At 68.7% G+C, this 13504-nt stretch carries 15 protein-coding genes and 1 pseudogene; 4 read left to right on the plus strand and 12 right to left on the minus strand.

Translation table 11 applies throughout. The annotated features are described in order from the left end of the window. The coding region (locus tag ABT116_RS31940) for an ATP-binding protein (RefSeq protein ID WP_351640916.1) at positions 1-347 on the plus strand (347 nt) is incomplete at its 5' end. Positions 348-398: 51 nt separating this feature from the next. On the opposite strand, the gene ABT116_RS31945 is transcribed toward ABT116_RS31940, so the two are convergent. Together ABT116_RS31945 and ABT116_RS31950 are read right to left on the minus strand one after the other, a co-directional pair. Continuing rightward, positions 399-1019, minus strand: a complete 621-nt coding sequence (locus tag ABT116_RS31945; protein WP_351640918.1) for a DNA polymerase ligase N-terminal domain-containing protein — start codon at positions 1017-1019, stop codon at positions 399-401. A 38-nt stretch (positions 1020-1057) separates the two neighbouring features. Further along, positions 1058-1888 carry an aldo/keto reductase gene (locus ABT116_RS31950; RefSeq protein WP_351640919.1) on the minus strand — a complete coding sequence of 277 codons (831 nt, stop codon included), beginning with the start codon at positions 1886-1888 and terminating at the stop codon, positions 1058-1060. 129 nt (positions 1889-2017) lie between these two features. Here ABT116_RS31950 and ABT116_RS31955 point away from each other — a divergent pair. Continuing rightward, positions 2018-2182: pseudogene (locus ABT116_RS31955) on the plus strand (GH32 C-terminal domain-containing protein); the annotation flags it as partial. On the opposite strand, the gene ABT116_RS31960 reads toward ABT116_RS31955, so the two are convergent. Then, the gene (locus tag ABT116_RS31960) at positions 2172-2528 is read right to left on the minus strand and encodes a hypothetical protein (RefSeq protein WP_351640921.1); all 357 of its coding nucleotides are present in this window, start codon (positions 2526-2528) and stop codon (positions 2172-2174) included. The pseudogene ABT116_RS31955 and the gene ABT116_RS31960 sit on opposite strands and share 11 nt — an antisense overlap. 146 nt (positions 2529-2674) lie before the next feature. Here ABT116_RS31960 and ABT116_RS31965 point away from each other — a divergent pair, with 146 nt between their 5' ends. Next, a complete protein-coding gene (locus ABT116_RS31965) occupies positions 2675-3649 on the plus strand; it encodes a TauD/TfdA dioxygenase family protein (protein WP_351640936.1) in 975 nt (324 codons plus the stop codon). A gap of 99 nt (positions 3650-3748) precedes the next feature. Here the strand turns inward: ABT116_RS31965 and ABT116_RS31970 are convergent, their stop codons facing one another. Next, the gene (locus tag ABT116_RS31970) at positions 3749-4327 is read right to left on the minus strand and encodes a CGNR zinc finger domain-containing protein (RefSeq protein WP_351640923.1); all 579 of its coding nucleotides are present in this window, start codon (positions 4325-4327) and stop codon (positions 3749-3751) included. An 82-nt stretch (positions 4328-4409) separates the two neighbouring features. Between ABT116_RS31970 and ABT116_RS31975 the strand changes: the two genes are divergently transcribed. Then, on the plus strand, positions 4410-5582 hold the full coding sequence (locus ABT116_RS31975; protein ID WP_351640924.1) for an epoxide hydrolase family protein: 1173 nt from the start codon (positions 4410-4412) through the stop codon (positions 5580-5582). Positions 5583-5591: 9 nt separating this feature from the next. Here the strand turns inward: ABT116_RS31975 and ABT116_RS31980 are convergent, their stop codons facing one another. The 8 genes from ABT116_RS31980 to ABT116_RS32015 form a co-directional block, all read right to left on the minus strand. Beyond that, entirely contained in the window at positions 5592-7421 is a 1830-nt protein-coding gene (locus tag ABT116_RS31980) for an ABC transporter ATP-binding protein (RefSeq protein ID WP_351640926.1), read from the minus strand. Next, positions 7418-7855, minus strand: a complete 438-nt coding sequence (locus ABT116_RS31985) for a lasso peptide biosynthesis B2 protein (protein ID WP_351640927.1) — start codon at positions 7853-7855, stop codon at positions 7418-7420. The genes ABT116_RS31980 and ABT116_RS31985 overlap by 4 nt, the downstream gene beginning before the upstream one ends. Then, entirely contained in the window at positions 7852-8106 is a 255-nt protein-coding gene (locus ABT116_RS31990; RefSeq protein ID WP_351640929.1) for a lasso peptide biosynthesis PqqD family chaperone, read from the minus strand. Before ABT116_RS31990 ends, ABT116_RS31985 begins: the two co-directional genes overlap by 4 nt. A 46-nt stretch (positions 8107-8152) precedes the next feature. After that, positions 8153-9991 carry a lasso peptide isopeptide bond-forming cyclase gene (locus tag ABT116_RS31995; RefSeq protein ID WP_351640930.1) on the minus strand — a complete coding sequence of 613 codons (1839 nt, stop codon included), beginning with the start codon at positions 9989-9991 and terminating at the stop codon, positions 8153-8155. A 25-nt stretch (positions 9992-10016) separates the two neighbouring features. Beyond that, a complete protein-coding gene (locus tag ABT116_RS32000) occupies positions 10017-10127 on the minus strand; it encodes a keywimysin-related RiPP (RefSeq protein WP_107092374.1) in 111 nt (36 codons plus the stop codon). Positions 10128-10725: 598 nt separating this feature from the next. After that, positions 10726-10875 (minus strand): hypothetical protein, encoded by a 150-nt coding sequence (locus tag ABT116_RS32005; protein ID WP_351640932.1) that lies wholly within the window; start codon positions 10873-10875, stop codon positions 10726-10728. Positions 10876-10940: 65 nt separating this feature from the next. After that, positions 10941-11786: an RICIN domain-containing protein gene (locus ABT116_RS32010; protein ID WP_351640934.1), complete on the minus strand. Its 846-nt coding sequence runs from the start codon at positions 11784-11786 to the stop codon at positions 10941-10943. A gap of 462 nt (positions 11787-12248) precedes the next feature. Beyond that, entirely contained in the window at positions 12249-13103 is an 855-nt protein-coding gene (locus tag ABT116_RS32015) for an RICIN domain-containing protein (protein WP_351640935.1), read from the minus strand. Positions 13104-13504 lie beyond the last annotated feature (401 nt).

The following is a 13504-nucleotide window of genomic DNA, read 5'->3' on the forward strand; positions in this document are numbered from 1 at the left end:
ACCCCGCGGAGGTGGCCGCCACCCGGCAGGCCGCCACCGACCGGCTCACCGCATGGGGCCTGGACGAGACGGCCTTCGTCACCGAACTCGTCGTCAGCGAACTGGTCACCAACGCCATCCGGTACGGCGCCCCGCCCATCCAGCTCCGCCTGATCCGGGACCAGACCCTCATTTGCGAGGTGTCCGACGGCAGTTCCACCTCCCCGCACCTGCGGCGGGCCCACCAGGACGACGAGGGCGGCCGCGGCCTGCTGCTGGTCGCCCAGCTCACCCAGCGCTGGGGCAGCCGGCAGACCACCCGGGGCAAGACCATCTGGTGCGAACAGTCGCTCACACCGCAGTTCTGACCGGCCCGGCAGCTCTGGCCGGTCCGGTCGCGAGGAGGTGGCCCTCGCCGCTCACTCCGCGGCCGCGGCCGCGTCCGACGCGACCTGGGCGAGGGTGCGGCCGGACTTGGCCGAGCGCGCGCGACGCGGATCCGGAGCCCCGTGCGCACGGGCCGCGCCCCCGGCCCGCTTCACCAGCAGCCAGGCCTCCTCGCCGTCACCGCCCCGGTCGCCGCGGAACCGGGTCAGGGCGTACTCGCCGTGCAGCTTGGAACCGTTCAGCCGGAACGTGGCGTGCCCGCGCTCCAGCGACTGCGCGAAGTCGACGGGACGGCCCTTGCGGTCGTGGCTCAGCGGTTCGTACGTGCCGTGATCCCAGACGATCACCGTGCCGCCACCGTACTCACCGCGGGGGATCACTCCCTCGAACTCCTCGTACTCCAGCGGATGGTCCTCCGTGGGCACGGCCAGGCGTTTGTCCTTCGGGTCCGCCGAGGGGCCCTTGGGGATCGACCAGGACTTCAGCACGTCGTCCACCTGCAACCGGAAGTCGAAGTGCATCGTGCTCGCATCGTGGATCTGCACCACGAACCGGGGCATGTCGCCGGCCGGCGCCCCGCGTCCCCGGGGCTCGCCGGTCCGGTCGAAGTCGCGTTTGCCGCGGTAGTCCCGCAGCCGGTCCCGATCGGCCACCTGCGGCTCCTTCCTGCCTCGCGCGCCCCGGGTACCCGTCAGAACTCCTCGTGCACCTCGGGGTCGGCGCCGACCCGCCGGTGCGCCCGGTCCCCGACGGCCCGCATCTCGTCCTCGCTCAGTTCAAATCCGAACACGTCGAGGTTGGCGCGCTGCCGCTCGGGGTTGGCCGACTTGGGGATGGGCACCGCCCCGAGCTGTGTGTGCCAGCGCAGCACGACCTGCCCGGGCGACACCCCGTGCGCCCCGGCGATCCGCGCCACGGCGGGATCCTCCAGCAGGGGTGTTCCCCGGCCCAGCGGGCTCCAGCTCTCGGTGACGATGCCTTTGGCCGCGTGGAAGGCGCGCAGGTCGTCCTGCGGAAGCAGGGGGTGCAGCTCGACCTGGTTGACCGAGGGCAGCACCCCGGTCTCCTTCTCCAGCCGCTCGATGTGCCCGGCCGTGAAGTTGGAGACGCCGATCGAGCGGACGAGCCCCTCCTCCCGCAGCTTGATCATGGCCTTCCACGAGTCGACGTAGCGGTCCACGCGCGGCAGCGGCCAGTGGATCAGGTACAGATCGACGTACTCCAGGCCGAGGCGGGCCCGGGACTCCTCGAAGGAGGCGAGGGTCTCCTCGTAGCCGTGGTGCCGGCCCGGGAGCTTCGTCGTCACGACGATCTCCTCACGCGGCACCACCCCGGAGGCCACGCCGCGGCCGACCCCCGTCTCGTTGCGGTAGTTCGTCGCCGTGTCGATCAGGCGGTAGCCCGCCTCGAGTGCCGAGAGCACCGCTTGCTGCGCCTCGTCGTCGCCGAGCGGCCAGGTGCCCAGGCCCAGGGCGGGGAGCGTCGTACCGTCGTTGAGCGTGTGGGTCGGGATGCTGATCACCGTCGGACCTTCCGTCGACTGTGCGTGCGGCTGTGTCGTCCCTCCAGCGTCACGGATAGGGTGAGCAATGATCAACCTCTCGCGCACGGTGTCGCTCGGCGACGTGGAGGTCGAGGGCACGCGGGTCCTCGCATCCTGGTCGACCGCACCTCCGTGGAGCTGTTCGTGGACGACGGCCGGTACGTGCACTCGTCGGCGGCCTTCCCGTACCTGGTCGACACAGGGCTCGCGCTCTACACGGTCGACGGCAGGGCGGTGTTCCGGAACACCGTGATCCGCGAGTTCAGGGTGTAGGGCGGGCCCTGCCGCCCGGCAACGTCTGGACTTGTGCGAAGCCGCGGTCCTGGACAACGGGGAGGGCCCCCTCCACCGCGTCGACCCAGTCGTCGATCGCCTCCGGGGAGGTCCGCACGGCGTCGATCAGCTCCTCGACGAGCCGCAGTTCGGCCCCGCCGAGGTTCGCCCTGAGCTGGTCGAGCGTCACCTCCTGGTAGGTCATGCCCAGTTGCCACCAGAACCGCATGAGGTAGCGGCACGCCTGCTGGTCGCGGTCGTCGGCGAGCCGGTCGTGGATGACACGGCGGACGTACCCGAGCTGCTCGATGTCGCGGAAGCCCGCCGGCAGATCCGTCAAGGTCATGAGCCTGACGCTACCGACGAGGCTCGGCCTGCCTCGACCGGTTTTTCCCGGAGGCGTGCCCGAGTGGTGAGGCGTGGTCGCCCTCGGCGGGGATCACTGTCACGATCTTCGGGACGGGAACCACGCCCATGACCAGCGGAGCGCTCATGACGACGGACAGCCGGACGACGGACGAGGCGGCGCGGGAGGCCGGGGTGGAGGTGAAACCGGTCGCCGGGTACATCGGTGCGGAGATCGACGGGGTCGATCTGGCGGCGGACCTCGATGACGCCGTGGTCGCCGCGATCAGGGCGGCTGTGCTGCGGTGGAAGGTGGTGTTCTTCCGGGGGCAGCGGCTGGACCACGCCGGGCACGTGGCGTTCGCGCGCCGCTTCGGCGAGACGGTGGTGCTGCCCCGGCGGGGCAAGGCCTCGCCCCCGGACTTCCCCGAGATCGAGACGACCGCCGACCGGCTGGAGCTGGGCGGGCGGTTCGGGATGGAGCACGACGAGTGGCTCAAGCGCCGCCGCCACACCCTGCTGCGCGGCTGGCACTGCGACCACGGCGCCCGCGTCGACCCGCCCGCCGCGACGATCCTGCGCGCCGAGACCGTACCGCCCTACGGCGGTGACACCACCTGGTCGAACCTGGCGGCGGCGTACGCCGGCCTGTCCGCGCCGCTACGCCGGTTCGTCGACGGACTGCGGGCCGAGCACCGGCTCGGCGTCGGCTACCAGCCACGGCCCGGCGACGACGCGTACGTCCGGCACCTGCTGGACCGGCAGGTCGCCTCGCTGCACCCACTGGTGCGCGTCCACCCGGAGACGGGTGAGCGGATCCTGTACGTCAACGGCTACTACGTCGAGCAGATCGACGGCCTTTCCCGGCCCGAGAGCGGCGCGGTCCTGGAGATGCTGCTGGAGCAGGCGGTCCGGCCCGAGTACACGGTCCGGTTCCGATGGGAGCCGGGCAGTGTGGCGTTCTGGGACAACCGCGCCACCATGCACCTCGCCCCCGGCGACACCGCCCATCTCGATCATCCCCGGATCATGCACCGCGTGATGCTCGCCGGGGACGTGCCCGTCGGGGTGGACGACAGGCCGTCGGAGCCGATCACCGGGACCACGCCCGGCCGTTGGTGACGCCGGTCCGGGCCGCGGCCCGGACTGTGAGTGCGCCCTCGTCGGTCGCCTCGGGCGGGGGCGGGCCGCCCGGGGCCCACGCGGACGTACCGGAAACGATCACTCCGCTGACCTGGGATTGTTGCGCTGCTTGGCGATGAAGCGCGCCTTCTTCTGACGATTCCCGCACGTGTTCATGTCGCACCATTTGCGGGTGCGGCTCTGGCTGGTGTCGAAGAAGGCGGCTTGGCAGGTCGGTGATGCGCACAAGGCCAGCTTTCCGTCTCGTTCGCCGGCGATGATGCTGATCGCGTCGGCGGCGATCACGCCGAGAGCGTCTTCCACACGGGTGGGCGAGCTGAGCCGCCATCGCCGCTTGCCCTCGGGTGTCAGGATGGCCGTGGCCCGGCCTTGAGCGCTGCAGTCGTTGATGACCTGGACGGCGGACGCAGGAAGAGGGTCCTGGATCGCGGCCGCTGTCGCGGCGGCGTGAATCGACTCCCGCAGTTCCCTGGCGAGGTCGAGCTGGGTGGTGGTGCAGGAGTCCACGGCGAGGCCGTTCACCGTCAGCCAGTCGACGAGTCGGTGCGGCGTGGGGATGCGCTCCACAGCGTTGCCGTAACGCTCCGACAGGGTCCCCGTGAAGCTGGTCGCCAGCACGCTGCCGAGGCGGAAGTCAGGGAACTCACCACCACGCATGGAACCACCTTAGCGGGTTGCGGCATGACTCTGAGGGCTGCTAGAACCGTCTTAGCCGGTTCCACGATGGCCAGGAGGTCTCATGCCCCGTCTGACCAGCGACGTGCAAGCGTTCGAAGCCCATGCGACCGACGCCGACCTCGACGATCTGCGCGCGCGACTGGCCGCGGCGCGACTACCGGAGGCCGAGACGGTCCACCGCGCCGCGCCCGGCCCCCGCCGGTGGGATCAAGGGGTTCCACTCGCCGACCTCGTCGATGTCGTGAACTACTGGCGCACCGGGTACGACTGGCGGTCGTTCGAAGAGCGCCTCGACCGTGTCGGCCAGTTCCGCACGACCATTGATGATCTGGGAATTCATTTCCTGCACCGCCGATCCGCACGCGCGGACGCCACTCCTCTGCTCTTGACGCACGGCTGGCCGGGCAGCATCGCTGAGTTCATCGATGTGGTGGACGAGTTGGCGGATCCGGAGAATGCAGACGCGCCGGCGTTCCACGTCGTGGTCCCGTCGCTGCCGGGCTTTGGTTACAGCGACAAGCCGGCCACCACCGGGTGGGGAACCGAGAAGATCGCGGCCGCATGGGTGGAACTGATGGGAAGGCTCGGCTACAGCCGGTTCGCAGCCCACGGCGGCGACTGGGGAGGCAATATCACCACGGTTCTCGGCGGCAGGTTCCCGGCGCACGTTCTCGGCATCCACACCACGTTCGCCGAGGGCCCGCCCGGGCTGACGACGGAGGGGCTGACGGCGGTCGAGCGCCAGTGGACCGAGGAAACCCGCCATTTCTGGCGCCACCGGGCGGCGTATGCGAAACAGCAGGCGACCCGGCCGCAGACCATCGGCTACTCGCTCGTCGACTCACCGGTTGGGCTTCTCGCCTGGATCCTCGACAAGTTCGCCGAGTGGTCGGACACGGCGGACAGCCCGTTCGAGACGATCTCCAAGGACCGCATTCTTGACGACGTCACCCTGTATTGGCTGACGCGGACCGGAGCGTCGGCGGCCCGCATCTACTACGAAAGCCACAACTCCCTCGATCCCGACCTGCGGGTCGACGTCCCGTCGGCAATCACCATGTATCCCCGCGACGTCGAGAAGTGTCCGCGCCCCTGGGCGCAGGAGCGGTACCGGCAGATCGTCCGATGGAGGTCGCCCGAAAAAGGGGGCCATTTCCCGTCGCTGGAGGTTCCCGAGTATTTCGTCAAGGACCTGCAAGAGGGCCTCGCGGCTGTGCTGGCCGCTCATCGGTGAACGCGGACCTCAACCGCTCCGGGGCTCCCCGCCCGCACGGAGCATCTGGCTCGCGGCCAGCTCGCGATAGAGGGCACTGCTGACCAGCAACTCCTCGTGACATCCGCCGGCGGCCGTGCGGCCGTCCTGCAGCAGCACGATGTGGTCGGCGTGCTGCACGGTGGACAGACGGTGCGCGATGACCAGCAGGGCGCACTCCTGCGCGACGTCCTTCATGACGGTGGTGAGCGCCGATTCGTTGATCGCGTCGAGGTGCGAGGTGGGCTCGTCCAGCAGGAGCAGCGCGGGGCGGGCCAGCAACGCGCGTGCGAGGGCGACCCGTTGACGTTCGCCGCCGGAGAGGTTGCCGCCGTGTTCACCGATGACGGCGGCGAGGCCGCCGGGCAGCCGGTCGACGACCTCGTCGAGCCGGGCCAGTTCGACGACGCGCCGGATCTCGGCCTCCGTGGCGTCGGGCACGGCGTAGGTGATGTTGTCGCGCAGGGTGCCGTGCACTACATGGGTGTTCTGGTCGACCACGGCGATGCCCCGGCGGCAGTCGCCACGCGTGAGTTCGGTCGCCGGCCGCCCGTCGAAGAGCAAGGTGCCCGCATCCGGCTCGTAGAACCTCGCGACCAGGGCGAACACCGTGCTCTTGCCTGCGCCGGACCGGCCCACCAGGGCCACGTGCCGGCGCTGGGGGACGGCGAACGAAACCCCGCGGAGAACGGGCCGCCCGGGGTCGTAGCCGAAGTGGACGTCGTGCAGGGCGAGGACGGGCCGTTCGGCCTGGCCCACCGCAAGAGGAGTCCTGGTCGGTCCGGTCGGCTTTTGGGGTGCGGTGGGTTCCACGGGGAGGCGGAGCGCCTCGTCGATGCGCTGGTAGGCGCCCATCCCGCGCTGGATGAGGCCGACCGCGCGGAAGACGGAGGACAGCGGCAGGACCAGGTACGAGGCGTACAGGAGGAACGCGACGAGGTCACCGAGGGAGCCGGCCTGGCCGCCCACACGCAGGCCGCCGACGACCAGGACGATGAGAAAGGAGCCCTGCACGGCGAGTTCGACGGCGGAGCTCATCACGGAGGCGAGCTTCGCTGTGCGCACCCCCGCGCCGTAGGCCGCGTCCACGCGGGCGCCGATCCCGGCCGCCTCGCGCTCCTCGGCGCGGTGCACACGGACCATCGGCAGGGCGCTCAGGGCGCGTTCCAGATCGGCGGCGACGGCACCGACCGAGCCCTGCATGTGTTCGGAGGCGCTTCTGATGCCCGCGAGCAGCGAGGCGACCACCACGGCCGACGCCGCCACGGTCACGACGACCAGAAGCAGCAGCAGCGGGTCCAGCCATGCCATGAGGGCGATCGCCCCGGCCGCGACCAGGGTTCCCGTCACGAGATCGACCAGGGCCTGGGAGACGACTTCCCGCAGCAGGGTGGTGTCGGCGGTCACCCGGGAGATGAGGTCACCGCTCCGGTGGCGGTCGTACTCCCTCATCTCCAGGCGGAGCAGCCGGCCCACCAGCCCGTGCCGGAGCTGGCGTACGACGCCTTCGCCCATCCGTTCCAGAAGGAAGCGCCCCGCCGCCCCCGTCGCCGCCTCGACGACGAAGAGCGTGCCCAGGAGGGCCAGCAGCGGCCAGATGACCTGTCCGCGGCCGCTCGCGTCCACGACCTGCTTGGCGACGAGCGGCTGGGCCAGTCCCAGGGCGGAGCCGACGAGGGTCAGCACGCCGGCGACGGCGATGGCGCTGCGATGCCCGGCGGTGAGCCGGTACATCGTGACCACGGCCGCCGAGGTGGACTTGCCGGGCTCGGCTTCGGCATTCGCCGCCCGGCCGCCGTGCGGTACCGTCGCGCCGGTCATCGGTCGGCGGGCCCCGGCAGCGGGGCGACGGCCACCAGCCGGGCGAAGTAGCCCTGCGGGACTCCCTCGCCGACGGGATGGCCATCGGCCTCGACCCAGGCGTGCGCGGTGAAGGGCGGGGTGACCCGTACGCCGGTGCACCAGGTCGGCCAGGTTCCGCCGAGCCGGCACAGCAGTGCCGCTCCCAGGGAGCGCGGCAGGCACCCCTTCGGCCCGGCGCAGCGCAGGCTGACGGCGCACATGGCGTCGCGTGCGTTCTGGGCCTGCCCGGTGCTCGCCGGTGCGGCGCCGCGCCTCAGGATGCCCAGCACCGTGCGGATGTGGCGGGGTGGCAGCAGAGCGAGGGCGACCGCGGGGAGCAGGACGAGGCGGGCGGCCATGCGCCGGGTCAGGGGCACACCGGTGGGCCGCTCCAGCGCACTGGGCGTCGTCATGAGGCGAGCCCCGACGCGCGCAGGTCGCGGACGAGCGTCTCGACGTCCTGGAGGGCTTGCGAGCGGTCGATGTCGAACTCCCGGACCAGGGCGGCGGCCGCGTCCGCCTCCTCCCCGCCGTCCAGCAGCGTCCGCACCACCAAGGTGGCCGTCGGGTTCAACTCCCAATAGGAGCCGACCTGTTCGTCCAGGAGAACCGTGCCGTAGTCGGTCTCGGCCGTGGAGACGTTGTCGCCGAACCGCAGGGGCATAGAGGGGCCTTTCTGACGTGTCTGACGTGCGTGACGGGGCGTGCGGTCAGGGTTGCGGGACACGGGCGAGCCCGCGCAGCCACACCTCCGCGGCGATCGTGGAGTAGAGGATGGCGTCGGAGAGCCCCGGGGAGGCGGGCCGCCGGGCCAGGCGGCGCAGCTCGGCGCCGTCCACCAGGCCCAGTTCCGCCAGCCGTGAGTCCTCCCACAGGGCCAGCAGGTCGGCCCGGTGTTCGCGCAGTCCGTTGGAGTCGTCCATGGAGCCCGTGGCCTTGTTGCTGCGTCGCAGGCACTCCTCGGGCACGATCCCGCGCATCGCGGCGCTCAGGACGGGCTTGTACCGCCAGGGCGTGACGCGCTCGCAGGGACGTACGGAAAGGCACGCCTCGATGACGCGGTCGTCCAGGAAGGGAGAGGCCATCGGCAGGCCCGCGCGGGCCGCCATCCGGTCCCACTGCCGGATGACGCGGGTGCACGAGCGGATCTGCTCCAGGTCGGTGTGGAGCCCGCGGTCCGGGTGCAGCGGAGAGGTCGTCGCCGCCGCGTCGAGCAGTGCCCGGCGCGCCATCCGCTCGGCCTCGGGAGTCACCCAGTCGAACAGGCGCGGGGTCATGCCCCAGCCGAGACCCGTCGCCACGGACGGGGGCAACGGGCCACGCAGGCCATCGGCGGCGTCGGCGAGCCACCTCCGGTACGGCCGGGAGTCGGCGAGAGCGCGGAGGGTGCCGCCGAGCGGCCATCGCCACAGCGCCCGGAACCCGCGCAACTGGCGCAGGGCGAACAGCGGACGGGTGCGCATCAGCCGGTGGTAGTACGCCTCGGAGCACCAGGCCACGTGGTCGCCCCCGATGCCGGTCAGGTGCAACCTGCTGCCGCGTGCGGCGAGGCCGGGCAGGTGGTGCAGCACCCGGGAACGGTCCATGACGCCGATGGTGGGTTCGTCCAGGAGGTCGTCGATGCCGAGCAGGTCCTCGTAGACCAGCGGCGAGGCGTCGGCGTCCCAGACCACGTGCTCGACGTCAGGCAGGTACCCCATCGCCCGCTCGGCCCAGATCAGATCGGTGTCCCCCGGATCCCGTCCGGGCCACGTACTGGCCACCACACGGGCGGGGGAGCGGTCGGCCAGGAAGCAGACGGAGGTCGAGTCCAGGCCCCCGGACAGATCGCAGCTCACCACGCCGCCCTGCCCGGTGCGCGCGCCGACGGCCTCCTCCAGTGCCGTCCGGATCAGGGGAGCCGCATCGGCGAGCGGCCGGACCGGCTCCGGCGGCGTCCACCACCGGGTGTGCCGTACGGTGCGCCCGTCCGCGGCGACGAGCACGGCGTCCTGTGGGGGAACGGCGGTGACCGCCCGCCACATCGAGGTCTCGAACAGCGGGTGCGGGGCGGGCCACAGCAGCCGTACGGCCAGTTCCTCCACGTCGGGCTCCGAGCCCAGGACGGCGGCCAGAGTGTCGGCGCGAGTCGCGGCCACGCGCACGCCGTCGATCTCCGCGTGGAAGACGAGCCGCAGTCCGGAGGCCGTGCCCTGCACTCTGATCCGGCCGTCGAGGGCGCCGACGAGGTGGAAACTTCCGGGGAGGGACCGGGCCGGTGCGTCGAGCTCCGCGAGATCACGCAACCGTGCGGCCCGGCGCCGCAGTTCGCCGGCGTCGACCGGGCAGCAGCCGACGACGGCGAGGGAGGCGTCGCCGACGCTCGCCGTGACGATGTCGTCGTCGTGCCAGTGGCCGACCAGCCAGGGCCGGCCCGACGCGTGCGCGAGGGTCCGGCTTCCGGGGCGGGCGAAGGAGCGGGCCACGGCGGCCGCGTCCGCACGGTCCGGGAAGACCGCGAAGTGCGCGTCGCCGGGGCCCGTCCCCGCACTTTCGTGCAGTTCAGTCATGACGTCGGGTCAAGACCGTCGGTCGTCAGTTCTTGCTCAGGATCAGCCGGTCGCGACCGGAGCGCTGAAGGAGCCCCGTCTCCTTCCGGAATGTACCGAGCCGGACGAGCGTCGGCGCCTCGTATGCCTTCTTCATGACCACTCCTCACGTGCGGGTTCGCTGACCGCCTCCCTGACCGTCGGCCCCGGGGACTGGCCCCGGTGCTGCCGGTCGGCGCCGGGCTCATCGGGAACCCGGGCCGGGAAGCGGACGCATCACCAGCTAGCTGCAGAGCGTGAGCTCAAGGCAAGGGCCTTGGCGAAGCTCGGATAATATGCAAAATCCGAATCAATCGGGTGGTTCGCCGGCTCTCGTTCGGTCGGCGCCCGCGCCGACCGATGCTGCGGGCCGGGTGCGCAAAGGTCCGCATGAACGTTTTGACATGCGCCTCCGGCAGATGCTCGCGGCACCTGCCAGGACGGGCCCGGCGACGGCCCGGGTGGGCGCCGCCGGGGCGCACTCCGCGCCTTGGCCGTGCTCCCCTTGGCCTGAAAGTCCCCGAGACGGCTGGGAAGTTTTCCGAGCTTCTTCGCCGAGGACGGCACCGACAGCTCTAGGCCGTTTCCTTCGGATCGCTTTGCTGACCAGATGAAGATGGCGGCGGGGTGGAGTCCGGCGAGATAAACGGTGGCGGTCTCGTCTATCGGGCGTTGCGACCCCCAGGGTCCCTTGCATGATCGAGATCTGTCCGGATTCATCCGGTGAGTCCCAGAGCACCCAGGGGCCTTCGCCAGTCGCGGGCGATGTGGCGTAGGGCGGCGGCGATGTGGGTGTGGCCGTCCTGGCGGTGGACGCCGATGGCGAGGTTGCAGGTCGGCCATGATGCGCGGGAGATGGCCGACATGGATCTTGGAGTCGTCCTCGCGGAACGTGCGGTCGCGGACGTGGTGCAGAAGGTTTTCGATCCTCCTACAGCAACCACACCTGGTTCAATTGGTTATTGGCCTGAAACTGTTGAACTGGGGCGTTCGGGTCTTTTGATCCGTACTTCACGTCCATGCGTTTGCGCGACAGCATGTTCTCGAATGTGTAACCATTCTTCGCGCTTGGCCTCATATAGAAGAGTTGATTGGGGCCACCATGCCACTTGTACTGAATCAGGCGGGCTTCGTTTTGTGTTGAGGCTTGCTCGACATCGAGAACCCATGGCGAATCATTTCTCGTGATTCGCACAAGCCATTCCCCGTTCCTGTAAACGCTCTCTATTCGCCATTGCTGACTTGTGTTCCACCCGGGCAGGCTGTAGTACTGAAGCAGCGGGTAGCCTTCTGCGTACGAGTGGGCAACCACATCCAAGGCGTGTCCGGAGTGCGCCGCAACGATATGAGAATTCCAGATGCGCCATCTTTCGAGCGACCCATTTTGCTTGCTCGTCTGGACAAGCGGAGTCCCATCGGGAATCGTGCTGACGCCCAGTCCACCCTTGGCTCTAAGGGCCTTGCCTGAGTGGACGGCGGAGATCACCCCGGGCCCGCTACTGAAGGGCTCCGGATTCCCTATATGGAACCGCTGGTTGGGGCCCCCGTGCCACTCCCAGCAAATGACTGGTGCATCATCCTCCATGGATGCGAATGCGACGTCCAAGACTCTGCCTGTAGTTGCATCCCTGATGCGGTAAGTTCCGTCGTCCAGCTTCTCCGCCTGCCATCCCTGCCTCTCGTTGGCATAGCAGCCAGCCAGCGTGACCGTAGTGAGGTCCTCTTGCAGGGTTATCGCTTTTCCGAACTTCGTATTGATGATGGGAACGACTGCCATGGCTAATCACCGTCGATCCGGCCTAATCGACCTCACTGCGATGACGAGTGCTCTGCCGTACCGGCCAGCAGTGCTGTCAGGTTGACCGAACCGTAGTTAGGGCCAGATTGCAATACTGCCCGGCGCGCTCGATAACTGTCATCCTGTCTTAACTCTCCATACTCCTCTTCCGGCTATCTCGCCGCAAAATAGGGCGCCGCGCACACAATTCGCCACGTTCCCATCCGGACAGATCCGATCACGCAAGGGGCCCTGGTGCGCCCCCGGCGCCTCAGGGGGGCGTCTTGGCCGCCCGTGGCCCGGCTCGGGGCTTCCCGTCACCCTGGTCGGGGAACGCGAGCACCACCTGTCCTTAGTGCCGGCGACCTCCCCTTCCTTCCAGTAGCGAATGCATCGCCAGCTCTCAACCCCCGAGGGATTGCTCTGACTCGACACATCTGAGTCCTCGTCGAGCGCACAGCTTTAGAGATTCCACCGCTGATTGGCGCCACCATGATACTGCCATTGGATAATCGGAACCCCGTCATCTGTCCCCCACCCCGATACGTCCAAAACCAGGCGTGACCGGACATTCGTGATGCGGAAACCTCCATTCGGGTCGCCCGTGATGTGGAACTTTTGATTTTCACCACCGTGCCACGGCCACTGAATTATGGGAGCGCCGTTTTCCTTGGAAGCGTCTTTCACGTCCAGCACTTTCCCTGAATGCTCGGCGACGATGCGGTAATAGGTATAGTCGAAGCTATTACTCACCTCTTCGAGAAGGAATCGCTGATTGGGGCCACCATGGAACCCGAATTGACAGAGTTGCACCCCGGAGTCTGTTGAAGCCCACGGCACATCGAGAACTTTCTGCGAGTGCATGGAGGTTATCGAGGATGCGGTCACGCGGAACCGGCTGGCCTGCCCGTCGCTAACCTGGATGAGCGCTGCGCCGTTTTGATAGGCAGTCACTCCGATTTTTTTACCCGAATGGACGGCAGTGATGTGCTCTCCGTCGATTCGGAAGCGCTGATTTGGCCCTCCATGCCAGCCCCACATTACGAGACGCTCACCCTCATCGTGTGACGCCTGCACTACATCCCACACTCTCCCATTTGCGTGACTTGAACTTATTTTGTAAGTCCCATCCCCAAGAGGCTGCGCATTCCAGCGCGGAGAGGCGAAGCCCGTCAGTTCCTGCAAAATGATTTCGGCGCCATCACTTTGACCGATAACCCATACGGCCCTCTGGGACTTCTTCTCGATAATCGCAACTTGCATCAGCTTCCTCCTTAGAAAAGAGCGATCCGCCCCGCCTGCAATGGTGCTGTGCACGCCCCTTCCAAGTGTCCACCGAGTGAGAGAAGGTCGCCACTTGGATGGGGGCCGGATGAAGCGATGGCCAGGCTTCGGAAACAACATCCACTGCCACGACTTGGTCACGCGTACCGAATGGCTCCGACGTCAGCAATTTGTCGAACATTCACATAGACAACTGGCAGGTCTCGCCTACCTGCAAATGGGCTTCGCGATGCCCCGTTACCAGGGATGAAGCACTCGCTGTCTGTCGTTGTCTGTCGTTTCCTGTCGTCGTTGGTCGCCCTCAGACGGCCCGGCTCGGGGCGCGAAGCAGGAGACGAGAGGCCCGGACAGAGTGTCCGGGCCGTGCCTCTCCTAGGCCGTTTCCTTCAGATCATCTGATCGTTGGTCAGGGTGTGTCGTTGACTGACGCCCGT

Source organism: Streptomyces sp. NPDC002130, from assembly GCF_040296465.1.
Taxonomy (GTDB): Bacteria; Actinomycetota; Actinomycetes; order Streptomycetales; family Streptomycetaceae; genus Streptomyces.

Excerpts from the sequence above, each read along its gene's own strand:
- ABT116_RS31960 (WP_351640921.1), bottom strand. The coding sequence starts at position 2,528 with ATGACCTTGACGGATCTGCCGGCGGGCTTCCGCGACATCGAGCAGCTC.
- ABT116_RS31965 (WP_351640936.1), top strand. The coding sequence starts at position 2,675 with ATGACGACGGACAGCCGGACGACGGACGAGGCGGCGCGGGAGGCCGGG.
- ABT116_RS31970 (WP_351640923.1), bottom strand. The coding sequence starts at position 4,327 with ATGCGTGGTGGTGAGTTCCCTGACTTCCGCCTCGGCAGCGTGCTGGCG.
- ABT116_RS31975 (WP_351640924.1), top strand. The coding sequence starts at position 4,410 with ATGCCCCGTCTGACCAGCGACGTGCAAGCGTTCGAAGCCCATGCGACC.
- ABT116_RS31980 (WP_351640926.1), bottom strand. The coding sequence starts at position 7,421 with ATGACCGGCGCGACGGTACCGCACGGCGGCCGGGCGGCGAATGCCGAA.
- ABT116_RS31985 (WP_351640927.1), bottom strand. The coding sequence starts at position 7,855 with ATGACGACGCCCAGTGCGCTGGAGCGGCCCACCGGTGTGCCCCTGACC.
- ABT116_RS31990 (WP_351640929.1), bottom strand. The coding sequence starts at position 8,106 with ATGCCCCTGCGGTTCGGCGACAACGTCTCCACGGCCGAGACCGACTAC.
- ABT116_RS31995 (WP_351640930.1), bottom strand. The coding sequence starts at position 9,991 with ATGACTGAACTGCACGAAAGTGCGGGGACGGGCCCCGGCGACGCGCAC.
- ABT116_RS32000 (WP_107092374.1), bottom strand. The coding sequence starts at position 10,127 with ATGAAGAAGGCATACGAGGCGCCGACGCTCGTCCGGCTCGGTACATTC.
- ABT116_RS32005 (WP_351640932.1), bottom strand. The coding sequence starts at position 10,875 with ATGTCGGCCATCTCCCGCGCATCATGGCCGACCTGCAACCTCGCCATC.
- ABT116_RS32010 (WP_351640934.1), bottom strand. The coding sequence starts at position 11,786 with ATGGCAGTCGTTCCCATCATCAATACGAAGTTCGGAAAAGCGATAACC.